Origin of the sequence: Photobacterium frigidiphilum (genome assembly GCF_003025615.1) — a bacterium.
Taxonomy (GTDB): Bacteria; Pseudomonadota; Gammaproteobacteria; order Enterobacterales; family Vibrionaceae; genus Photobacterium; species Photobacterium frigidiphilum.
The window spans coordinates 66,685-89,469 of record NZ_PYMJ01000018.1; the positions used below are offsets into that span (position 1 = coordinate 66,685).

General features: G+C 38.4%; 24 protein-coding genes. 13 read left to right on the forward strand and 11 right to left on the reverse strand.

Annotation, left to right across the window (positions count from 1 at the left end; all coding sequences use genetic code 11):
* Positions 1 to 41: 41 nt before the first annotated feature.
* The 5 genes from arfB to C9J12_RS17060 all read left to right on the forward strand — a co-directional run bounded on the left by arfB (position 42) and on the right by C9J12_RS17060 (position 3,502).
* The gene (gene arfB, locus C9J12_RS17040) at positions 42 to 455 is read left to right on the forward strand and encodes an alternative ribosome rescue aminoacyl-tRNA hydrolase ArfB (protein WP_107243805.1); all 414 of its coding nucleotides are present in this window, start codon (positions 42 to 44) and stop codon (positions 453 to 455) included.
* Positions 456 to 605: 150 nt separating this feature from the next.
* Positions 606 to 1,055, forward strand: coding sequence for a hypothetical protein (locus C9J12_RS17045; RefSeq protein WP_107243806.1), 450 nt, complete (start codon positions 606 to 608; stop codon positions 1,053 to 1,055).
* Between the two features lie 98 nt (positions 1,056 to 1,153).
* The gene (locus tag C9J12_RS17050) at positions 1,154 to 2,038 is read left to right on the forward strand and encodes an aspartoacylase (RefSeq protein WP_107243807.1); all 885 of its coding nucleotides are present in this window, start codon (positions 1,154 to 1,156) and stop codon (positions 2,036 to 2,038) included.
* A 148-nt stretch (positions 2,039 to 2,186) separates the two neighbouring features.
* Positions 2,187 to 2,621 (forward strand): VOC family protein, encoded by a 435-nt coding sequence (locus C9J12_RS17055; protein WP_107243808.1) that lies wholly within the window; start codon positions 2,187 to 2,189, stop codon positions 2,619 to 2,621.
* Between the two features lie 14 nt (positions 2,622 to 2,635).
* Positions 2,636 to 3,502, forward strand: coding sequence for a DMT family transporter (locus C9J12_RS17060; RefSeq protein WP_107243840.1), 867 nt, complete (start codon positions 2,636 to 2,638; stop codon positions 3,500 to 3,502).
* A gap of 37 nt (positions 3,503 to 3,539) precedes the next feature.
* Here C9J12_RS17060 and C9J12_RS17065 read toward each other — a convergent pair whose 3' ends face one another.
* Positions 3,540 to 3,857 (reverse strand): DOPA 4,5-dioxygenase family protein, encoded by a 318-nt coding sequence (locus tag C9J12_RS17065; protein WP_107243809.1) that lies wholly within the window; start codon positions 3,855 to 3,857, stop codon positions 3,540 to 3,542.
* Between the two features lie 206 nt (positions 3,858 to 4,063).
* Between C9J12_RS17065 and C9J12_RS17070 the strand changes: the two genes are divergently transcribed.
* Positions 4,064 to 5,338: a lipopolysaccharide biosynthesis protein gene (locus C9J12_RS17070; RefSeq protein ID WP_107243810.1), complete on the forward strand. Its 1,275-nt coding sequence runs from the start codon at positions 4,064 to 4,066 to the stop codon at positions 5,336 to 5,338.
* Between the two features lie 298 nt (positions 5,339 to 5,636).
* On the opposite strand, the gene C9J12_RS17075 is transcribed toward C9J12_RS17070, so the two are convergent.
* From C9J12_RS17075 to C9J12_RS17085, 3 genes are all read right to left on the reverse strand, one after another.
* Entirely contained in the window at positions 5,637 to 6,305 is a 669-nt protein-coding gene (locus C9J12_RS17075) for a hypothetical protein (protein WP_107243811.1), read from the reverse strand.
* 319 nt (positions 6,306 to 6,624) lie between these two features.
* Positions 6,625 to 7,137 carry a hypothetical protein gene (locus C9J12_RS17080; RefSeq protein ID WP_107243812.1) on the reverse strand — a complete coding sequence of 171 codons (513 nt, stop codon included), beginning with the start codon at positions 7,135 to 7,137 and terminating at the stop codon, positions 6,625 to 6,627.
* A gap of 94 nt (positions 7,138 to 7,231) precedes the next feature.
* Complete coding sequence (locus C9J12_RS17085) at positions 7,232 to 7,927, reverse strand: nitroreductase family protein (protein WP_407675689.1); 696 nt, start codon at positions 7,925 to 7,927, stop codon at positions 7,232 to 7,234.
* Positions 7,928 to 8,451: 524 nt separating this feature from the next.
* Between C9J12_RS17085 and C9J12_RS17090 the strand changes: the two genes are divergently transcribed.
* Positions 8,452 to 9,099, forward strand: coding sequence for a hypothetical protein (locus C9J12_RS17090; RefSeq protein ID WP_107243813.1), 648 nt, complete (start codon positions 8,452 to 8,454; stop codon positions 9,097 to 9,099).
* A 227-nt stretch (positions 9,100 to 9,326) separates the two neighbouring features.
* Here the strand turns inward: C9J12_RS17090 and sgrT are convergent, their stop codons facing one another.
* A complete protein-coding gene (gene sgrT, locus C9J12_RS31625) occupies positions 9,327 to 9,479 on the reverse strand; it encodes a glucose uptake inhibitor SgrT (RefSeq protein ID WP_407675686.1) in 153 nt (50 codons plus the stop codon).
* A gap of 93 nt (positions 9,480 to 9,572) precedes the next feature.
* On the opposite strand from sgrT, the gene sgrR reads away from it, so the two are divergent.
* Complete coding sequence (gene sgrR, locus C9J12_RS17095) at positions 9,573 to 11,273, forward strand: HTH-type transcriptional regulator SgrR (protein ID WP_107243814.1); 1,701 nt, start codon at positions 9,573 to 9,575, stop codon at positions 11,271 to 11,273.
* A 25-nt stretch (positions 11,274 to 11,298) separates the two neighbouring features.
* On the opposite strand, the gene C9J12_RS17100 is transcribed toward sgrR, so the two are convergent.
* Complete coding sequence (locus C9J12_RS17100; RefSeq protein WP_107243815.1) at positions 11,299 to 11,895, reverse strand: phosphatase domain-containing putative toxin; 597 nt, start codon at positions 11,893 to 11,895, stop codon at positions 11,299 to 11,301.
* 304 nt (positions 11,896 to 12,199) lie between these two features.
* On the opposite strand from C9J12_RS17100, the gene C9J12_RS31420 reads away from it, so the two are divergent.
* Positions 12,200 to 12,331, forward strand: a complete 132-nt coding sequence (locus tag C9J12_RS31420; RefSeq protein WP_265416152.1) for a hypothetical protein — start codon at positions 12,200 to 12,202, stop codon at positions 12,329 to 12,331.
* A gap of 111 nt (positions 12,332 to 12,442) precedes the next feature.
* Here C9J12_RS31420 and C9J12_RS17105 read toward each other — a convergent pair whose 3' ends face one another.
* Both C9J12_RS17105 and C9J12_RS17110 read right to left on the reverse strand, forming a co-directional pair.
* Positions 12,443 to 13,642 carry a D-alanyl-D-alanine carboxypeptidase family protein gene (locus C9J12_RS17105; protein WP_107243816.1) on the reverse strand — a complete coding sequence of 400 codons (1,200 nt, stop codon included), beginning with the start codon at positions 13,640 to 13,642 and terminating at the stop codon, positions 12,443 to 12,445.
* An 89-nt stretch (positions 13,643 to 13,731) separates the two neighbouring features.
* The gene (locus C9J12_RS17110; RefSeq protein WP_107243817.1) at positions 13,732 to 14,190 is read right to left on the reverse strand and encodes a hypothetical protein; all 459 of its coding nucleotides are present in this window, start codon (positions 14,188 to 14,190) and stop codon (positions 13,732 to 13,734) included.
* 248 nt (positions 14,191 to 14,438) lie between these two features.
* Between C9J12_RS17110 and nhaD the strand changes: the two genes are divergently transcribed.
* Together nhaD and C9J12_RS17120 are read left to right on the forward strand one after the other, a co-directional pair.
* Positions 14,439 to 15,869, forward strand: coding sequence for a sodium:proton antiporter NhaD (gene nhaD / locus C9J12_RS17115; RefSeq protein WP_107243818.1), 1,431 nt, complete (start codon positions 14,439 to 14,441; stop codon positions 15,867 to 15,869).
* A 263-nt stretch (positions 15,870 to 16,132) separates the two neighbouring features.
* Positions 16,133 to 16,780, forward strand: coding sequence for a hypothetical protein (locus tag C9J12_RS17120; protein ID WP_107243819.1), 648 nt, complete (start codon positions 16,133 to 16,135; stop codon positions 16,778 to 16,780).
* A gap of 33 nt (positions 16,781 to 16,813) precedes the next feature.
* On the opposite strand, the gene ltaE is transcribed toward C9J12_RS17120, so the two are convergent.
* Complete coding sequence (gene ltaE / locus C9J12_RS17125; RefSeq protein ID WP_107243820.1) at positions 16,814 to 17,821, reverse strand: low-specificity L-threonine aldolase; 1,008 nt, start codon at positions 17,819 to 17,821, stop codon at positions 16,814 to 16,816.
* 221 nt (positions 17,822 to 18,042) lie between these two features.
* Between ltaE and C9J12_RS17130 the strand changes: the two genes are divergently transcribed.
* Both C9J12_RS17130 and C9J12_RS17135 read left to right on the forward strand, forming a co-directional pair.
* On the forward strand, positions 18,043 to 18,345 hold the full coding sequence (locus C9J12_RS17130) for a hypothetical protein (protein ID WP_107243821.1): 303 nt from the start codon (positions 18,043 to 18,045) through the stop codon (positions 18,343 to 18,345).
* A gap of 361 nt (positions 18,346 to 18,706) precedes the next feature.
* A complete protein-coding gene (locus tag C9J12_RS17135; RefSeq protein WP_107243822.1) occupies positions 18,707 to 19,546 on the forward strand; it encodes an isopenicillin N synthase family dioxygenase in 840 nt (279 codons plus the stop codon).
* Positions 19,547 to 19,642: 96 nt separating this feature from the next.
* On the opposite strand, the gene C9J12_RS17140 is transcribed toward C9J12_RS17135, so the two are convergent.
* Positions 19,643 to 21,049, reverse strand: coding sequence for an amidohydrolase (locus tag C9J12_RS17140; RefSeq protein WP_107243823.1), 1,407 nt, complete (start codon positions 21,047 to 21,049; stop codon positions 19,643 to 19,645).
* Positions 21,050 to 21,254: 205 nt separating this feature from the next.
* Entirely contained in the window at positions 21,255 to 22,586 is a 1,332-nt protein-coding gene (locus C9J12_RS17145) for an MATE family efflux transporter (RefSeq protein WP_107243824.1), read from the reverse strand.
* Positions 22,587 to 22,785: the final 199 nt, after the last annotated feature.

Sequence of the window (22,785 nt, forward strand, 5' to 3'; positions counted from 1 at the left end):
GATTATACTAACCCTGTATTTGAATTGATTATTGAACAACTATGCTTACCATTTCTAATAATGTAGAACTTGCCGATTGGGAAATCGAAATTACGGCTATTCGCTCGCAAGGGGCGGGTGGTCAAAATGTGAACAAGGTATCGAGTGCCATACACTTACGCTTTGATATTAAGCGGTCAACATTGCCTGATTTTTATAAAGAACGTTTGTTGAAAATTTCGGATCATCGCATAACGAAAGACGGTGTTATCGTGATTAAAGCTCAGCAATTTCGTACTCAAGAAAAAAACCGTGAAGATGCATTGCAGCGCCTGAAAGAATTTATTCAAGCAGCCGCTGTTCAACAGAAGGCACGACGTGAAACAAAACCCACAAAGGGTTCCAAACGACGCCGTATGGATAAGAAAACCCAACGTGGTAATACAAAGGTATTACGCGGAAAAGTGGATCATTAAATCGAAAAAGGTATTTATCATGAACACATTTATTATTGTGATAAATACTACAATTTCTTATTTCATTCAGTAACACCTTTCGCAATTAGCCATATTTAGGGTTATACCTAACTAACTATGTTTATGATTTCCTTGCGTAAGGTAAGCTGAATGTTCGAAAAGAAAACCCTTCAATTGTTACAGCTGTTTTATCGTGAAACGGGTCGTGTACGTTTACTTGATATTGATGCTCTGCCCGAACTCGATACAGAACAGCAACAATTGATGCTTCAATGGTTAGAAACTAAACGCAACTTTACAATCGCTGATGTTACAGCTCAACATTGGATCAAAACATGTAGTGCAGGTTATATCACCGAAGTCATTCTGCACTCAGACGGACGATTAGAGGAATACACCTTATTTACACGGATGAAAACAGTGGGCAGTTGGAAGCTAGACGATGGTGTTATTGAATTGACGATCACAAAGGGGGATAACGATTACAAATGTTCTATTATTGCTAATCGTAATGTGAATATTCATTCAGCCATTGAGTATAAAAATAACGAATTACACTCGTATCTTAAATTAGCCCAGACACTGCCGTTATCTGTGTAACTTTATTACTTTAAGGTTAACTTTCGTTGGTATCCAGATTGAAATTGAGTACACTGAAATTATGCTCAATTTTGAATAACTAGTTAAGAGAAACAAGGATGACTAAAATTAACAGTGTTGCCGTTGTTGGCGGTACGCATGGTAATGAATTTAGCGGTATCTACTTGTTACGTAAGTGGCAAAATAACCTTAATTTGATATCTCGTGGCAGCTTTTCTGTTCAAACAGTATTCGCGAACCCTAAAGCGCATGAAGAGAATAAACGTTACGTTGATAGCGATTTAAACCGACAATTTGATATTGCTGAGCTTGCTAATCTCGATCTGGCTAACTATGAACAAAGTCGCGCTAAGGTTATTAATAATCAGCTTGGTCCTAAGGGTGATGCAAAAACAGACTTTATTATCGATTTACACAATACGACCAGCAATATGGGACCATCGTTGATTCTGCTTCAATCTGATGAGTTTAACTGCAAAATGGGTGCTTATGTAAAATCTCGCATGCCTGAAGCAGTTGTTGTATTTGAAGATCATGCCTCTGTCGAAGAACATTACTTTTTAAGCTCTATTACGTCGCAAGGTGTGATTGTCGAAATTGGTCCACAACCTCAGTCCGTTATCCGTCAAGATGTACTTGACTGGATGGAAGACATGACTCGTCATATATTGGATTATGTTGACCTACATAACACCAACGCCCTGCCAGAATTGCCATCGAGCTATGAAGCATTTGAATATACCGAAACGCTAAAATTACCAAAAAATGAAAATGGTGAGCGAATTGGTATGGTTCATAAAAATGTTCAAGACGGTGATTTTAAGCAATTGAATTCAGGCGATCCTATTTTCACATTATTTGATGGTTCTGAAATATGCTGGGAGGGTGATTATGAAGCCTATCCACATTTCATTAATGAAGCCGCTTATTATGATAATAATTTAGCCATGTCATTAGCGAAGAAGCGAATAGTGGAAATTTAATCCACCAGCTTCAAACCCGTTTTAAAAAAGACTCACTAATTTGTGAGTCTTTTGGTTTTGGGTTGGTGGTAAAGTGTTTGCAATATAAAAGTATTGTTCTATCTTCTTTAAACGTTAAATTCAAAAAGTAACAACAAGGAATGATGTTATGCAACCAAGAATTAGCATGATTACTCTCGGGGTTAAAGACCTTGAAAAGTCAGTAGCATTTTATCGCGATGGTTTAGGGTTCCCTCAAAAAGAATCGCCACCATCAGTCGCCTTTTTTACTCTGAATGGTACATGGTTAGGATTATATGATCGTGATGCATTAGCAGAAGATGCACAAGTTACTCCTAGTGATAATAGTGGACAGTCTTTTTCTGGTTTTGCACTTGCACATAATGTGAAGTCTGAAACGGAAGTCGATCAAGTGTTGGCTGAAGTAGAAGCCGCAGGCGCGATAATTACTAAGCACGGTCAGAAAGTTTTTTGGGGTGGGTATTCCGGTTATTTCAAAGATCTTGATGGCTATTTGTGGGAGGTTGCCTATAACCCATTTTGTTGGATAGGTCCTAAAGATTCGATTGATATAAGATGGTGAAGAGCAATACCCAAATGCCAAGTAAGCAGGTGTTTATACTCACAGCGATAGCTATGATTGCCTTTGCAGGTAATTCATTATTGAGTCGAGCCGCTTTCTTAGAAACGACGATAGATCCAGCCAGTTTTACTTCGCTTCGGTTGTTATCTGGTTTTGTTATGTTGTGGTTGATTTCATTTGTTAATCATCAACCATACAAAGGTGAGGGTAGTTGGATATCTGCTTTTGTTTTGTTTCTGTATGCCGCAGGTTTCTCTTTTGCTTATGTCAGCCTGTCTACTGGGATGGGTGCATTGTTGTTGTTTGGCGCAGTGCAAGCAACAATGATTGGGCACGGTATATATAAAGGTGAACGATTAAGTAAGCAACAAGGGGCTGGATTAACTTTGGCGCTAGCTGGGCTTATTGGATTGTTGCTTCCTGGGTTATCTTCACCACCATTATTCGGTGCTATCTTAATGATGGGAGCAGGTGTGGCTTGGGGGATCTATTCACTACGTGGAAGAGGGCTTGGAAACCCAACGCTTGTTACAACGGGAAATTTTTTAAGATCAATACCTATAGCGCTACTGTTAAGCGTTCTTTCATTTAAAAATGCTGATATAGACTTGAGTGGGTTTTGGTACGCCATTGCTTCTGGTGCGTTAACATCAGGTGTCGGTTACGCGTTGTGGTATTCGGTTTTGCCTTTTTTAAAAGCAACAAACGCCGCCACGATTCAGCTAAGTGTGCCCGTTTTAGCCGCTATAGCAGGTATTCTTTTTCTGGGTGAAGCGTTATCCTTTCGTTTTATGTTTGCATCTATTGCGATTCTTGGTGGAATCGCGTTAGTGCTGGTAAAAACATCAAGCAGCACCCGAAAAAATGAAGACAGTAATTGAAAACGGTGAATGTTTTAAAGAGTCGTGTATTTCTGTTCTATCTGAATGTATCGACGTGCACTGGGAGTTCTTCACCGAGCCATACAGCGTTATCAGTATGATCTTGTAAATCATTACCTGTATTAGGATGAATAAGTACAGATAGCCCCTTACGGTGTTGATCTAACCAGTTAACAAACCCCTGTTGATTATCATTGAAATGTACTTCAAACATTGGCTTATCATGAGGGCCTACTTTACGCATGACGAGTGGGTATATTCTCAATATATCATCACGGTTAGCTGTGATTTCATGGTGAAGGCGTGTGGCTAGTGACTCTTGTGATAAGTCAAAGTAAACATGGGCGTGATACATGATGCTTTCCTTTTGATCATTTCATTGGGTATATATGTATTTTAACTCTCTGCGGCTCTACATCCAGTAGGCTGAGTTGGCGTTCTCCATCAGTTTTGTTGATGTTGATATATCACAAAGAAAAGAGACTTTATGAAATAAATACGTTTCAAATGAGAATTAATTTCATTACTATGCAATGGAAGCTAACTCAAAGATGGCCCCCCATGGAAACTGATTCACTCTCTCGCTTAAAAAAAGCATTCATTACTGGAGTATGGGCAACGCTTGCCAGTATTTTAGTAGGTTTTTCGTTTAAGATTTGGTTAGCCCAATGGGTGCCTAAAGCGGATTTAGCCCTGTATCACAGTGTTGTTGATATCATTTCACTCTCTTTAATATTGATGACAGGATTCCGCTCATCGATGGTAGTGAGTTACTCACAAACGAATAATGATCGAGACATCATCAATATCTTCCGATATAGCTTAATTGCAATGGTATTGATTACATGGGGAGTCGTTATTCCCTATATTAAGCATGAATTAAATATCAATGTGAGCTACATACAGCTGGTGGGCATCATTTTTGGTATGGGGTTAAAAGTCTATTTTACTAATTTAATTGCGATGTATCGCTTGTACAGTATTTCTAATAAGGTGACGTGGATTGAGCCCATTGGCAATGTGGTAATGTTTGTTACTTGCTATTACGGTTTAGGCTTTGATGCTCTTACCTCCCTCTTTTATGGGTTAACGTTGTCATCTTTAGGTACGGCTGCGTACATGTTTATACGACGTCGAAAAGAAATATCTACACGCCCTTTAGCTGCAGTGCAGCTTGACCCTATGTTAATCAGCTATGTGAAAAAAAGTGTTACAGCATCACTTGAAGCTGGTGCAAGTATTCTTATGATCTACATCACTGTGTTATTAACGATCAGTCACTTTAGTATTGATGAGTTAGGGGATTTCCAAGTGGTTGTCCGACCAATATTTACCTACCTTACGATGCTATTTGTTTTTCCTATTTACCGCTTTGTTTTACCTGAGTTAGCTGTATGTGTTCGTGAAGGCAAACATGATCAAATACGAAAAATTAAAAAATGGATCTATAAATTGAGCTTTATCGTTGGGTCTACTTTCTTTTTAAGCATGTTATTTTTCGGAAAAGACATTGTATTGTTCGTTTTCCCTGACGAATATAAAGGCGCGGTTCCTGTATTATTCCATTTCTCAATATTTTTCGTGTTTTTAATGCTCAATGCTTATCAGCTGGCCTATATTAAAGCGCATGGTTGCTTTACCGAAAGTTTAACTATTCGTTTGAGCGGTATTGTAACCCTTGTTGTTTCTTATTACTTGTTTGCGCAATTTACAGCTAACGTTGTAGCGATAATTATTGCACTGTGTACAGGGTATGTTGTGATGTTTATCCTTTCGAGTTTTATTGAACATAAGATTTTAGCAAGATATAAAAAAGAAACCTATATAGCAGGTTAAGTACAAAATCAGCAATATGATTAAGCAAAGTCTGTAGAAAAAGTGATTTTTTTACGCGCATTATGGATTCACGGTATATACTAGTATTTATAAAATATGAAGTGAGTATGACGATTGTTTGAATGTTGTGTATCGTCGATTTATTAGTATAGAAAGGTGATGAAGTATGACAGATAGAATATATTCTGCACCAAAAGTGAAAAAGTTAGTGAAAGATATATCAGAAAAAACAAAACAGAAACATTTAAAACGCCAAGGTGAAGCACCCGAATCAGAGTAGAGTCGGGTTTATGTTTGACTAGGATTTATTAATCTTTGTATAAATCAGACGGTTTTTAATCGTTGCTAGTGTTTTAACGTCGAATTGAATACCTGTGAGCTGTGGATTTAACTCGTAGAAAAGGACTTCGTCACGGGCTTTATTATAGCCATGTAAGAAGTAACCGTAACCGCTGGGGAATTTTAGATTCCATAATTGACTTTCAGCGACACGACTTTTTGCAATGAACTCGCCAATGTAGCTGGCATTAGCCGCAGTTATTTCAAATTTTAGTGAAAGATCCTCATCTGTTTTTTGGGTAAACGTTTGATTACCATTTGAACCTTTAATTGTGACTTGAAATATTTCATACTCGCCAACTGGCAATGGTAAGGTAAAAAGCTGTCCTATTTCTTTTTCATTTTTAAAATCAAAGTGTTGATTTTCATTCGTTAACGTTATTACTTCATTTTCGATATCATCGTCACTCATTAGAATCGAGCTTCTAGTGCTGACTTCTCGAATATGTAACGTTGTAACTAAGGTTTCACCAGTTGATGGCCAAACGGTTGTTGCACCAAGAGTGCCAACAAGAAATCCTATAGATTGATTCTGTGTATCGGTATATTTATCAGGTATAGAGACCTTCAAACCAGAACTACAACCAAGAAGCATTAGACTACAAAAATAAATAAACAAATATCTCATGATACATTCCTTGTCATGCGAATTTTCCTATTCTAACCGTAAATTTATTCGCTTTAGGTTGAAATTAATTATATATGCGAATGTTGTGCAAGTTTACTGAATTAGTAAAAAGTATTCTATAGGTTATTTTTGAATGCATGCTACAGGTATGTGTTTTTATGTAGTCGTTGTATTTATCACCATTTTATCATTAGATTATTGTCAGTTATTGGCTATTTTAAATAAAAAAATGTTCAGGTGATTATGGCAGAGTAAAAGCGCGAGCAAAAGGTAACCATTGTTCGCGACTTTTACTAAACAAATTAGGTGTAAGAGAGCGCTATTTTTGTGTGACGAAAAACTGACTATCTTGATCCGCAAGCGCTAACAGGTGATTTTCCATCATCTGCATTAAATTAGCTTTATTCGGCAGAGGAAGGGCCATGACATCAGAAACGAGAGTACACAGACCTTGCTCTGTTTCTTGGCGGTAAATCATTCCACATGCTGCTGGTTTACCTTTATGGAAACCCACATAAAGATGTGCAGGTGAATCATCTTCAAACATAATTTGTGTTAGATATTCAAAAACTGCTTCTTTCTCATTCTCATCTTCCCACTGACTGGCAAGAACCATTGAAAATCGTATAGTAAGAGGGTGGCAGTCAACACGATAATAGGTCAGCTCTGAGTCTGAATTGCTTGGAATCGTTGATAAAAATTGGGTTGATAGTTGTTTTAATCGGCTTTGATAAAGATTTAACCCTTTTTCACTTAAAGGTGTTGGGAATTCAGCATCAGTAATGTGACTTGCCATCCAGCTATTCTTTAACTCGGTGATTTGTTCAATCATAAACTGCTTATCATAGATTCTTAAACTTAGATCATCATACCTTACCGCAAATAAATTCAATAAGGTATGAGATATTTAGAGAAAGGGTAATTTCTTAATGGTTAAAGATGACATCTTGATTATTAACCCGGTGGCGATCACCATAGACTCCTTCTTCAAGGCGTTTTCCGCAGCTTATTATCATTGTTATTTCTGCTGTTTTTGGTAGGCCTAATAGTTCTTTAGCACGTATAGAGTCAAACCCTTCCATTGGGCACGTGTCATAGCCTTCAGCACGCATTGCCGTCATAAAGGTCATAGCGGCTAATGAACTACTTTTATGAAGGCATACACGCACATCGGCTTTACTGACTTCCCGCACCATTGGCTTATTGCGGCCAAGAAAGTAACTGATGGCTTTACGGACTAATCCAAACAGCCCAAAGCGATCATTGTTATAAATAAATGGGATCAGCTTTTCATAATATTTAAGGGCGCGTTTCGATGTTTCATCTTCTCTGCCGTCGAATGCCTCGCGTATCTGATTGGCATTCATAGCGGCTCTTTCTTTCCATTTGTACGGGGTAACAACAAAGGCGACTAATTCATTTGCTGTTTTTGCTGCATTTTGCCCCATGCAATATGATGCGAGAGTCATACGCTTGTCATCACTGATAACGCGATGAAATTCCCAAAGTTGCATGTTAGAGCTATTGGGTGAAAGTGTTGTGAGGGTTAAGGCACGAGCAACGGCATCATGATCAAAATTAGCTGTTTGATCATATTTTCGGACAGAACGACGGCTATGCATTAGCGATGAAAAAACATCAGCTTGTTGGTTTTGAATCTTTTTATTTTGATTAAACGAATTGTTCATTTTAATCGCGTCAGGACTTAATGTGTTTTCGGTATTTATCGTTGCATCAGCATGGGTACAGTCAGTCATATTTGTTCTGTCGTTTTAAAGTATAAGAAGGGCTTTCTACCGAGTATGGCGTTAGAAATCAAGTAAATCATTGATGGCATAATGTTCGTATTGATAACGAAAGCGTAGCGTGACTATTTAACAAATTAATGACCATTTACTTACCCAGATTGGTATGAAAATAGAGTTTTAGCTTTAACTTCATGTCTATAAATCGTCATCGAAAGGGTTTAACATGTAACGTTAAGGTATTAGTTGCATAATATGTTTGATGGCGTGCTGCAGAACGCTATTTTGATATTTCATGCAGAATATGCTGTGTTAGTTCTATTTTTATGCAATGTAACTACGTATTTTAGTTGTTAGAAATATTATTGATATAGCCATTTATTTTATTAGGGAATTCTTACATGGATGCAGAATTGAAAGATCAATCATTTACAAATTTATCATCAAATAATCCATTTTTGGGTAGCTACCATAATACACTTTCTGTGCTGAAAGAGTTTGAGGCTGCTATGGCTGAAAAAAGTATGACACCTAAAAGCGGATTAATATTTCCGTTTGATGCGATGAACCATGCTCACAATACAATGTTTGATACATGGCGTGTTGTGATGGGGTTAGGTACTCAGGCTGAAGCTAAATTAGTGAAACAGTATGAAGCTGAAAAGCAGCAAGTCAGTAGTGAAGAAGCGATTTATCAAGAATCAATTAAGATCTTAAAAAAGAAAATTATAGAAAATAGACGTCAATTTGAAGCACATGATGCAGAGTTGGATAAAGCGGTAAAAGCAAAGCAAGCTGCGCAACGTAATGCTCGAAAGCACAAAGCAGAATTTGAAGTAAAGGATAAAGAAGTGCTGCAGTTAAATAGTGAATTAAATGACTCGTTAATGCATGGTAAAGAACTTGAAGAAGCTAACAATGAACTACAAATACAGGTTAATGCACTAACTGAATCACTTAATCATGTTCAGAGTTTAGAACAACAGCAAAGTGAAGAGATTATTCGACTCCAAGCTGTTTGTGATGAACTGACAAAAGACAACGTATAATTTGATGGTACTACCGTTGTTTAAGCTTATTGATTGACCATCACTGCAACGTATCTAAAGCATCTTTTACTCACGTTAACTGAGTTAAAGGCGCTTTACTTCTAGCATAAGTGAAAGCATGGAATAGAAAAAGCCAACCACAAGGGCTGGCTGAAAGACGAGAGTTAACAATAATCACTCAGGAGCAACATCTTTTGGGGGGAAGCGTTACTGTGTATTGTTATTCACTAGAAGTGTGACCGGTATTCTTTAGCGTCTATTTTATCAATATTCCATTGGCATACTGAACTAAGTATCGCCAAACGGTGTTCTTGTTTCGGTAAATATTTGCGATCGAACTTTTTACTGTTCATGAAAAACTTCCAGAAAAAACTTTTCATAATTAATGTCCTAATGTTTTTTATTCGAGTCTATTTTTACGTTAAAATAGGAAAGTTAAAACAGAAGAAAACCATAAAGAAGGTTCCCCTTTTATGACAGGTCAACGCCTCAAGTTACAATTTCAACGTTTGTACAATCACTTCTCTGGTGAGGATAGTGAAACGAATTTACAGGTAATCGCTGAGGTTCTATTTTGTACTCGACGTAATGTTCGTATGGTTATGAATAAAATGGTTGAGAAAGGTTGGATTGATTGGGAACCAGCAGTAGGGCGAGGGAAGAAGTCACGATTAAAGTTTCATAGTAGTGACAGCGAGTTACAGGTTTTACATGCAAGAAAACTTGTCGCAGAAGGCAAGTTAGAACCTGCTTTGGCTGCACTTGATCACAATGCAGATAAACTCGTACTTTTGATTCAAGAGCAATTGGGTGTAACAACTCAAAAGGGTAAGCAGATTGTCCGGCTTCCTTACTACCGCCCCTTTAATAATATTAACCCGCTTTTGCCATTACGACGGTCTGAACAGCACCTTGTTCGTCAGATTTTTAATGGGTTAACTCGAATTAATGAGGAAAAAGAGGAAGTAGAAGGGGATTTAGCGCATCATTGGGAGGCTTTAACACCTAGGCATTGGCGTTTTTATATTCGCCCAGCAGTACGGTTTCATGATGGCAAACTTTTGGAAAGCAAAGATATTATATCAACGCTTGAGCAAGTTAAGACTCATCGGCTTTTCAAGCATATAAAAGGGATCGATTCACCCTTCCTTAATGTGATTGATATTCACCTTAGTAAAGATGATTTTCGCTTAGCAGATTTACTCTCGAATATACTTGCAATGATTCAGCCTGCCGACGCGTTACAACGCCCTGATTATAAACTTTACCCTGTTGGTACTGGCCCTTATAAAGTGGCGATGAATGATAAACAACGGCTTAAATTAGAAGCGTTTGATCAGTATTTTGGGCTTCGTGCGTTAATCGATATGGTTGATATCTGGATTTTATCTGATTTTACCGCTTGCTATCTAAAACCGACAACGGACGTGAATACTTTTGAGTTTACCAATGTATCTTCACGCTTAAAGCTAGATGAAGGGTGTAACTATTTACTGTTTAACCGTAACTGCGGGTTGGCAAATAACCGTGAATGGGCTGAATATTTTCAATCTCGTTTAGCGCCTATTAATATTTTACGGCTACTTGAGCTGGAAAAAATTGGTGATTTTCGTTTAAACAACGCTTATGGCCTATTACCAGGGTGGATGCACGTATTATCTGCACCAGTTGTTGAATCGGCACCAGCAAAACGTACAGTAACGCTGGCTTATCCTCAAGAGCATCCGGTTTATCCCCATGTGGCAGAAACAATAAGAAAGCTATTAGCTGAAGATGGGGTAAAGCTGAAAGTTATCGAGCAAACATCAACGGATATATTATTGGGTAAGCATACCGATAAGATTGATATGTGGCTAGGTGGTATGAGCCTCAGCAATTACCGTAATGATGCAATACTGCCTTGGGTTTATAGCTTCGACCATATATCGCGTGTAATGCCCAAAGAGGAATTTGATACGATTGAGCGAGATGTAATGGCATGGAGAGCGGATAAAGAAGGTGAATTTCCTGGTCAGCAAATAGGAACTCAACTCGTCCACAGTGGACAAATACTCCCTTTGTTTCATAATTGGCTTGGTGTAGATACTTCAGGACTCATCCAAGGAATGACATCGAATTCGATGGGGTGGTTTGATTTTAAATCAGTATGGATGCGACCAGAACTTGATGAATAAGTCATCTGCTTTAATAGGACTGTTTCTAGGCTGCTAATGTGTTACCGCGACTTAATGAAGTATCTGGTGAGGCCTTTTGTAAAAGGCCGTTTGAAATACTAAGTGACAGGTTTTCGTGTAAATAATTGATATATGCTAAGTGTGCTTGTGGTTCAAGTGCACTTGGTCGTACCGATATGACTTCTTTTGTTGCCTTTTCAAACGTGATGCCTCGTTCTAATTGTAAGCGTATCGCAACCAAACCTGTACGAGATGAGCCGCGTTGGCAATGAATAATCACCGATTTGTTGTTATCTAGCAGTTGATGAATAGAAGGCATAACTGCTTGCCAGCGCTCTTCAAAATTATGCTGTACTGATTCTTGCTGTACGTCATTGTCTGGTAAGGGTAAATGAAACCAAACCATACCTACCTTTTTTGCATGAGACTCAATTGCGCCTGTATCCAGTTTTTCCATTTCTTCTTTAGACAATAACGAAAGAATGGCGGAAGCGCCCCAGCGTCTGAACTCTACCAATGATTCAATAACACTGGCGTCTTTAGTGCCATGGCAAGGCGTTAAACCAATTTTTGCTTGTGAACGACCTGCTGTAATTGACCATATTGGGTGTAATCGTGACATTATATTTCCTTTGTATTCTTTTGTAGTAAACAAAGAGCTATTCGTTGCTCTTTTCTTGTGGGCAATAGTTGCATTGAAATAAGACGTTTTTATTACACAGATGTTGTTTGGTGGTATTTCTTACAAAAATGACATTTCATTAAATTGCCTTTTTTCATTCATGGAACCGTCACTTTTTATGCTTATAACAATAGTGAACATGACCTTCAGTTGGTGTGTATCTCGCAAACTCAGTTGTTAAGTCTGTTGCACTTGTTGTTTTACTCCAGCAATAAGCCATATTCAGTATTAGTGAGGAAATATTATGTTTGATGATGAACTTAATTTGAATGATGTTGAAGATAATCTATGGGAAGCACTAGACTCTGATTTTCAGGGTTCAGATTTTGATGATTGGGCTGATTATGATGAAACAGATATAAAATTTGATGATTGAGTAATAATAGCAAAATCAAATAATGTGATATTTCTATGCCACCCAGTTAATTGATAAAACTGGGTGGCATTCGTCATTTTAAGTGAGTCGTTAGACGTAATGTGCGTTTGGCTATTTTTCTGGTTCCCAGTCTTGAGTTGAAAACCATTGGCTAATTGGTCGCCAGATTGTGTCAACGGCTGCGCCATACCAAGGGGCTTCTACAACATCTTCTAACGCAAGAATAGGTTGAACGATGAGTATTTCTTCATCTAAGTACCATTCGATTTTACCGACTTGTTCGCCTTTAGAGATCGGGGCTTCAAGGTTACTATTATAAAATACTTTATGTTCAAGGTTCTTACGTTGTCGGCGAGGAACTGTGATTACGCCACCATCACCTAATTCAACCGACACTTTTGACGGCGATCCGTACCATACTTTTATTGGCTCTAACTCTTTACCATCAAATGTAGGAGTAAGGTCTTGATAGAAGCGAAATCCCCAAGTGAGTAATTTTTTACTTTCTGAACGTCTTGTGCCTGTACTTTTAGTACCCATTACTACGGCAATGAATCGTTGGCCGCTTTGTTCCGCTGATGACACTAAACTGTAGCCAGCTTTCGAGGTATGGCCTGTTTTCACGCCGTCTACATTTAGTGTGGTATCCCATAGAAGTCCGTTTCTATTTCCTTGTTTTATATCCTGAAAGGTGAATGACTTTTCCTTAAATAGTCCGTACATCTCTGGTAAATCTTTGATTAGTGCTCTGGTTAAAATCGCCATGTCATAGGCGGTTGTGAATTGTTCGTCAGCATCTAAACCATGTGGGTTAGTGAAATAGGTGTTTTGCATGCCAATGACTTCAGCCTGACGATTCATCATTTCAATAAAAGCCGCTTGGTGACCCGCAACATGTTCGGCTAATGCGACGGTAGCATCATTACCCGACGAGATAATCACGCCCTTATTGAGTTGGTCGACAGTCACATTATCGCCAATGTTTAAAAACATCTTAGATGAACCAGGAAATTTTTTACCCCAAGCATTCTCACTGATGATCACAAGATCATCATTATTGATATGCCCTGCGTTTATTTCTTTACCCACCACGTACGACGTCATTATTTTGGTTAAGCTGGCAGGGGCTAATGGTTCGTTCTCATTAAAACTTGCGATAACTTGGCCAGATTCATAGCTCATTAATAGCCAAGCTTTTGCATTAATAACGGGAGGTGAAGGTAAAACATCAGCGCTTGCCGAGAACGGTAGGCTGGCCATCGTGAAAAGAGTAAATAGAGAGAGATGTTTTAAAAGAGTCGTTTTTATCATTGCTCTATTTTCCTTAAGTAGCAATTCATTAGTGCTACTTCTAGCTTAGTAAAATCTTGCGAACTGTAAGATAAATTTACGAAATTGGTTTAATCATTACGATAGACAAGATTTAAATTGTTTTGACCCTCCATAAAAGTAACGTGTAGGTTGATGAGCTGAATACTTTCTTGCTGCCATTTATTTTCTTGCTGAACTTGGCAAAATTCCATCATTACTACGATCATACGGTCTATTTTTTTAAGGCTCCAACGTTTGATATCATCACTGTGTGAAGGGTGACATATCATTCCTTGTAATTTGGCATACGCAAATTGTAGATAGGAAAATGCTTTCTCTGGATCGCCTTGATCTTGGTAATAGAGACTTAAACGTTGGCAAGCGTCAAACCAGTATGCAAGAGCCTCACTATTCATATCTGAATCAACATTTTCAAAAAGAGTGCTAGGTACTAGGTTTACATGATCGATAAGTATTTTAATATTTTGACTTTGATTGGGTTGAAACCAAATTTTAACTCCATCTAACCAATAGCTTATTTCTGTCATAAGCCTGTCCTTCCTCTGCGTCATTTAACTATTTCATCTAATAAATAGTTTGGCTCAAATTTTGGTAAATAGTTAAGTCATAAGGGTAGATTTATCATAGTGGTATGCAAAAAGCATACAAAATTGTCGTTTTTGATGTAATTGGGTGTGTAAGTGTTTTGTAGCTTGCAGGTTTACCTCACGTTAATGAAATATATATTTATGTAGAATTTAACTAGTTAGTATTTCTCAGGGAGTTGAGAGCAGATATGAAAATCCGAGCTTTTATATTTATCATTTTGGGGATAGCTTTTGCATCTCCGGCATTTGCGGTTGATTCTTCAATTGATTTAACACAATCAACAATTGGTTATGCTTCACTGGTTATTTTTGGTTTAGCTTATTGCTTGGTTATGGGGGAAGAGTATTTACAATTACGTAAATCAAAGCCTGTTTTACTTGCTGCTGGCTTAATTTGGATGTTGATTGGTTATGTATTTCAGCAACAAGGGCAAATTGATGTCGCAAAAGCAGCGTTAGAGCATAACTTACTTGAATACTCAGAATTACTGTTGTTCCTTTTAGTGGCAATGACGTATATCAGCGCAATGGAGGAACGTCGTTTATTCGATGCTTTACAGGCTTGGATGGTGAGTAAAGGGTTTAATCTTCGCACTTTATTTTGGCTTACCGGTATTCTCTCTTTCTTTATTTCACCGATAGCAGATAACTTAACGACTGCGCTGTTAATGTGCGCCGTAGTGATGAAAGTCGGTGGAACCAATACTAAATTTATTAACCTCGCGTGTATTAATATTGTTGTAGCCGCTAATGCTGGTGGTGCGTTTAGCCCATTTGGTGATATTACAACTTTAATGGTTTGGCAAGCAGGGTTGGTGTCTTTCAATGAATTTTTAGCGTTGTTTATTCCTTCTGTTGTGAACTACGTTGTTCCTGCATTTATTATGTCTTTCTTCGTACCTAAAATTCAACCTGATGCCTTAAGCGAACATGTCGAATTGAAACGTGGTGCGCGTCGTATTGTATTTTTATTCTTATTAACTATTGCAACGGCTGTGGCCTTCCATGGTGTACTACATTTCCCGCCAGTAATAGGCATGATGATGGGATTGGCGTATTTACAGTTCTTTGGTTTTTTCTTGCGCAAGACGTTACCAAGTTCGCTGGCAAAGAAAAAAGCGCATGCGTTAGAAGTGCATGATGACGCTGCACTTAAACGATTAGGGTCGGTGGTTCCTTTTGATGTATTTAAGCGTGTTTCTCATGCCGAGTGGGATACATTACTGTTTTTCTATGGCGTTGTAATGTGTGTTGGTGGCTTAAGCTTATTAGGGTATTTGGGATCAGTATCTGAGGTTATGTATTCAGAATGGAATCCAATTTGGGCGAATATTGTTGTCGGTATTCTGTCTGCCATTGTTGATAACATTCCCGTTATGTTTGCGGTGTTAACCATGATGCCTGATATGTCGATAGGTAATTGGTTGCTTGTAACATTAACCGCTGGAGTGGGGGGAAGTTTACTGTCGATTGGTTCGGCGGCTGGCGTGGCCTTAATGGGTGCAGCTCATGGCAAATACACTTTTTTTGGGCATTTAAAATGGATGCCTGTTATCGCAATAGGGTATGTGCTCAGTATTGTTGCGCACCTTATGATTAATGGTGCGTTATTTACGTAATACCTCGTTTGTATTCGAGTGTTTAACATCGAAAAGCTGGGTCATTTGATCCAGCTTTTTTTAATTGTTACCACTGGTAAATTTGGGTTGTCTATCACTATTTCGCATTAAGGCTATAATTGATTAGGGATTTTTGTTGTCTTGTATGTCATGTTCTAGTACTAAGATAATAAAGGTATTAATTTCTATTAGATGATCGGTATCAGCTGGTTAATTTCAAATTTGAATGTTGCCGCAAGTTTTTTATGCTGAAGGAATTGCATATGAAAAAATTGGAATTGTTATGTGTTGGTACGATTCTACTCAGCCCGTTACAGTCAGTTGCCGCAATGGATCTTGCGACAATATTCCGTATGCCAACGTTTAAGCTTGGTATAGCAAGTGGGACGGGAAGTGTTGAAATCTCAGATGGAAATACGCTAGAAGACGTTAAATTTAAATCTTCATCTTCAATATCACCATTAATCACTTTGATTCAATCTCCTTATTATTTTAATGATGAAACGCGTTGGGGATACCACACTGAAATAAATGCTCGTTATTTCAAGTTAGATTATGATGATAAAAGCAGTGACTTTGTTGATGGTGAACTTGAAGGTTATTCCGCATCTTTAACACCCGTATTATTTTATCAATGGGGTCATAAAAAACTGTGTGGCTCATGTCGAAGCTGGCGAGTAGAGATTGGGGCAGGTGTTAACTATTTATATTCAGATGGCGATGTAAAGAATATAAATGGAGATAAAACAGATTTTTCAAGTTCTGGCTTTGGTTTTAATTCACATGTGGGTACGGTGGTGAATTATCATCAATGGGAGCTGGGATTAAGGCTTGTAGTTCCAACGCGAATTGATGATGAAGTAAAAGCAAGGCACGCTTTATCTAATGTGAGCATTGCATACCGATTTTAGAACGTAATGCTCACTTCTTAGGTTATTATTGCATTATAAAGCGCGTTTTAACGCCGTTATAAACGTATCAATGTCTGATCGGCTTATATCTAAATGAGTGACTAAACGCATAGGGTTACCTGCGCTAAATAAAATACCTTGCTCTTTTAAGTTATCAACTAACTGCTGTTGATCGATAGTTGAGTCAACCTTGGCAAAAAGCATATTCGTTTGAACATGTTCAAGATTAACTGAAAAGCCATCAACTTTTGCTAATTCTTGTGCAAGATAACGAGCGTTGGCATGATCGTCTGCCAGACTAGTTACATTTTCAGTAAGGGCTATTTTTCCTGCTGCCGCTAAAATACCAGCTTGGCGCATACCGCCACCTAATACTTTTCTCCAACGACGTGCTTTGGCTATTAGCTCATGGTTGCCTAGTAGCAATGACCCAATAGGAGCACCTAACCCTTTTGATAAACAGATTGTCATTGAATCGAAGTGTTGCGAGATCTCTTTGATGTCTACATCTAATGCCACCGATGCGTTATATACGCGAGCGCCATCTAAATGCAATTTTAAGCCGTGCTGATTGACAAATTCACGCGCTTCTTTCAAATATGATAACGGCAGTACTTTACCATTAATGGTATTTTCAAGGCTGAGTAGGGTGGTGCGCGCAAAGTGAGGATCTATTGGTTTAATTGCAGCTCTTAGTTTATCAATAGAAATTGAACCGTCTTTTTCATTTTCGATAGGTTGTGGTTGAATAGAACCTAATACCGCTGCACCACCACCTTCAAACTTATAATTGTGTGCTTGCTGACCGCAAAGGTACTCATCACCACGTTCACAATGTGCCATTAAACCTAACAAGTTTGCTTGCGTACCTGAGCTACAAAAAATAGCTGCTTCAAAGCCGTGGCGTTCTGCTGTCCACTGTTCCAAATCATTCACTGTAGGGTCATCACCATATACATCATCGCCTACAGGGGCTTTCATCATTGTTTCCAGCATTGAAGCTGATGGGCGTGTTACTGTGTCTGAGCGAAAATCAATCATAGTTACTTACTTCCTTTTATATTCTTCTGACTATATCACTCAAACATAGAATTTTGCTACTGCATAAAAGTCTTAGATTCTTTGTCTTACAATGTAATTGCAGTCCATTTTTGTGAGGAATATATGTGTATTTATTGTGAATATTTATTGAGCATGCCTGATTTTCACTACACTTAAGGTGCCTTGATAGGTTAGGCATAACTCAACTTGGAGAGAGGAATATGTTAGCTGAATCTCGAGAATTCATTTTACTTGATAGCAGAGCCCGCCACGCCAATATACGCGTCATTCCCACAGGTGTACTAGAAGTCAGTATTGAAGAGGGAAATGATAAGATGCAGGCAGAATTTGCTCAACTATTGTTTAGCTCTTCGGGTAAAAAAACAGGGCTTGTTTGTCGAAATAGTGTGAGCAGTAATGATGTTAACTGGCATTTAGAATTATCAAACGCTGATGCAAGAGAGCTATCACTGTTGATCGAGCAAGCTGAAGAAGAGTTTGAAATTTTAATGCGGGATCTATAAGTATTAAGACATTCTACATTGGTTTTATCATTGTGATTTGGATGTAATTCTATGGCTATTTGCTATCGTGCCCTACGTATTATGTAGGGTTTTTTCATTTTATATACATATTGCTTAACATAATGATTTGTCAGATTTAATGTTTATTCACTTCAGTGATGTGGCTGTAAAGCAAACGTTTGTCTGTTTAGAAGTGTTTGTTTCTTGATGTAAACAGACTGTTTCCTAAAATCTTACTTGTTTGGCCTTGTCACTCTGTTTGTTAGCCAATAGAATTCATTTAATTAAAAAATTGTGTAACATTTGTTGTAGATAAAGTGTACACATATACCTATAAAGTCAGCCAAAGAAAGAAAATACTATGAAATTGGAAGCGGTAGATTATACGGCAGATAATGCCGAAGAACTTTTTGTTGAGTCTCTACGAAATACTGGATTTGGTGTGTTGAAAAACCACCCGATTCAACAGAAACTTGTTAGTGCTATTTATGAAAATTGGTATAACTTTTTCGCTAGTGAAAACAAAGATGATTTTCGTTTCAATGTAGAAACTCAAGATGGTTTTTTCCCTTCCGAAATTTCTGAAACGGCAAAAGGTCATACCCAAAAAGATATAAAGGAATACTTCCACTATTATCCTTGGGGGCAGTGCCCAGAAGCGTTAAAAGAAGAGCTGCAAAACTACTATGATGAAGCTAATAAACTCGCAGGCGAGCTATTGTCTTGGGTAGAAAAGCACTCTCCAGAAGATGTCGCTAAAAAATACTCTCAGCCTCTTTCAAGTATGGTTGAAGGTAGTTCTCAAACGTTATTGCGTGTACTTCATTATCCACCGTTAAAAGGGGATGAAGAGTTGGGTGCAATTCGTGCCGGCGCGCATGAAGATATCAACTTATTGACTATTTTACCTGCTGCAAATGAGCCAGGCCTTCAAGTTAAATCTAAAGAAGGTGATTGGTTGGATGTACCGTGTGATTTTGGTAATTTGATCATCAACATTGGTGACATGCTGCAAGAGGCATCTGGTGGTTACTTCCCATCGACAACACACCGCGTAGTGAACCCTGACGGTGCAGATAAAACCAAATCACGTATTTCTTTGCCTTTGTTCCTTCACCCTAAACCAGAAGTCATTCTATCTGAGCGCTATACAGCGAATGAATACTTGATGGAGCGTTTACGTGAGCTAGGTGTTATCTAAGTTCTTGTGCGTTATATAATAAAAAAGAGCCAGCAGGCTCTTTTTTATTTATCGTCATTACTCTATGACCATTTGTTGTCAGAGTGAGTAAGAGGGTTACTGAACCACTTCACCGCTTTCTACAACTGTTTTACGTACCTTGTCGGCAAATTCTAATGCTTCTTTACGAATAGCAGTTTCATCTACGGTCAACATATTACGATCTTCCATTAACACTTTACCGTCAACGATAGTGTGTTTTACGTTAGTCGCATACGCAGAGTAAACTAAAGCAGAATATGGATTGTAAACAGGGACCATATTAGGTGCTTTAGTATCAATGACGATAATATCTGCAAGCTTACCATTTTCAAGAGATCCAATGGTGTCTTCCATATGCAGTGCACGGGCTGCACCAATTGTCGCCATTTCAATAACGTTAAGTGGTGGCATTGCGGCACGATCATGATTAACCAATTTATGCACTTTTGCTACTTGGTTAAATTCATCAATCGTGCTTAATGTGTTACCAGACATAGGGCCATCAGTACCTAAACCAACACGAATACCTTGCTCTTGCATTTTAATAACGGGTGCAACGCCTTTAGCTGATTTGATATTTGCACTCATATTATGTGCAACACCTACATCATGCTTTTTGAGTAAAGCGATGTCATTGTCGTCGACATTGATGACATGCGCACCAATAAGGTTAGGCGTTAAAGCGCCAATGTCAGCCATGTAAGCAACAGGTGATTTACCACCACTGCGCTTTGCAATAACTTCATTTTCACGATCAGATTCAGCTAAATGAATCATTACAGGTACATCATGTTCTAATGATAGTTTTGTGATTTTTTGAAGTATTTCAGTGGTATTTGTATAAGGTGCGTGAGGGGCAAAAGCCGGTGTAATACGAGGGTGGTCTTTATATTCCTCAATAAAGTTCAGTGCGTACTGAATGCCTTCTTCAGCATTCGCCGCATCAGCAACAGGGAACTTGATAACCGATTCACCTAAGATAGCGCGCATGCCAATTTTATCGACTGTTTTTGCTACTTCATCTTCAAAATAGTACATGTCAGCGTATGTGGTTACGCCACCTTTTACCATTTCAACGTTACCCAATTGTGCGCCAATACGGACCATATCACGCGACACTAGTTTCTTTTCTAATGGGAAAATATAACGGTGTAGACGATCTGGCACATCATCAGCTAGCGAACGAAATACTGTCATAGAAACGTGGGTGTGAGTATTAATTAGCCCTGGCATTACGATATCGCCATCAGCATCAATTGTTGTTTTTGCTTGATAGTCTTCTACATCTTTACCATTCGTTACCGCAACGATTTTATTACCTTTAACTGCAACAAGGCCTTGTTCAAAAACAGTTCTGTCTTCGTTCATGGTTAGAACCGTTGCATTTTTAATTAATAAATCTACTTTTTCTAGAGCCAATGCAGACGTGCTAGCAAGGGTTGTAGCAGCCAGTGATACAGCAATAAGCGTTTTTTTAAACATCGATAACTACTCAGAGTCGACAAAGATGACGCTGATAATACGCATTCAGTCGTCGTTGAAAATTAGTATTTTGTAGCTTACTAACGAAACGTGAGCAACATCATGTTTTTGTTGCGCCTAATTCAGTTTTACGCAAGATTTTACCGATATTACGAACAGCGAAACGATTGCTTCGGTATGTTGCTCGTAATATCGACACTTATTTTTACTGTTTCTTTAACGCGTAAATCATCCAGCTTGTCAGTATTGCGCTGCAAATAGGCAAGGCAACCCAAACACCATTTACACCAAAATATTTAGCTAGTACGAAGATAAAAACTGAAATGAAGATTAGTTTACCGCCGGTGAGTATCGATGCTTCTTTTGCTTTGTTTATTGATTGGAAGTACGTCGCACCAACAAGTAATAATCCTTCCATTGGTAATCCCCAGAAATAACGGTACATACCATTAATCGCTTCAGGTTTAAGCGTAGGGTTATCTCCAGCAAATAGGTATACCACCCAATCGGATAAGCCATAAATAACCAAGAGACCAATCGCTGCGATAAAGAGTGTTACGCCGAATGCGATATTGCGTGCTTGAATTACGCGATCATGAAGCCCAGCACCTGTGTTGTAACTAGTGATGGGCTGAATGCCGAGTGCAATGCCTTCAAAAATCAAATAGAAGAAAGCTTCTGTATAGCTAACGATGCCATAAGCAGCAACATGAATTGCGTCACCAACCCATAGAAATGCTTTATTGTGCAGAACCAGTACAACTGATAAGTATAAGTACATTAATAAACTTGAAGTACCCAATTGTAAAATCTGAATAACGGTATCAAGTTTTAAGCGAATACTATCCCAGCCAATACGTAGTGTGCTTTTATCGCTAAAAAAGTGTTGTAAGCAAAGTAGGCAAGTTGCCGCTTGAGAGAGCATAGTCGCAATAGCTGCACCCGTTAAGGCGTAAGGAAAAACTACGATAAGCAACCAATCTAAAACGATGTTTAATACGCCACCGAATATCATGATATAGGTGACACGCTTGGGTTGACCGTCATTTCGCAGAAGTGATGAAAACGCCATAGAGATAACGGCAAATGATCCCATCAAGAAATACCAGAAGAGGTAATCGGACGCCATTTCAAGAATCAGACCTTCGGCGCCGACCCAAAGTAGAATATCACGGCCATATAAAAGGCCGATAATACTGAGTAATGCCGAAGCCAGAATGCTTAGGACAAGTGCATTACCGACGATCTGTCGTGCTTGTGCTGTATCATTTTGTCCTAACTTTATAGATACAAGCGCTGACGCCCCCATACCAATCATTGCACCAACGGCATAAAGCGTTGAACCAATAGGGTAGCCAAGCATAATAGCCGCTAGCCCTTGTTCACCAATAAAATGCCCAACAAACATCCCATCGATGGCAACATAAATGCCCGTAACAAGCATTGCGGCGATGGTTGGCAAGGTATAACGCCAAAATAAACTAAAGATGGATGCATCACGAAGTGATAATGGTTGCGAGTTATTAGATGCTGTCATTAACGTAAAGTACTTCTATGTTGAGCCGAATTGAAATTGTTGAGTACGGTAGTGAATGTGACTAAAAATGTCGATTGTTTTTATTGAAAAAGACCGTTTAGTCGAGTAGTTATCACGTTTTAATTTTTGCAGCTACAATGTTAAAAGGGCAACAGAGCTTAGATATCGACTAACGTTCATGCTGTGTTTTGCTCCATTT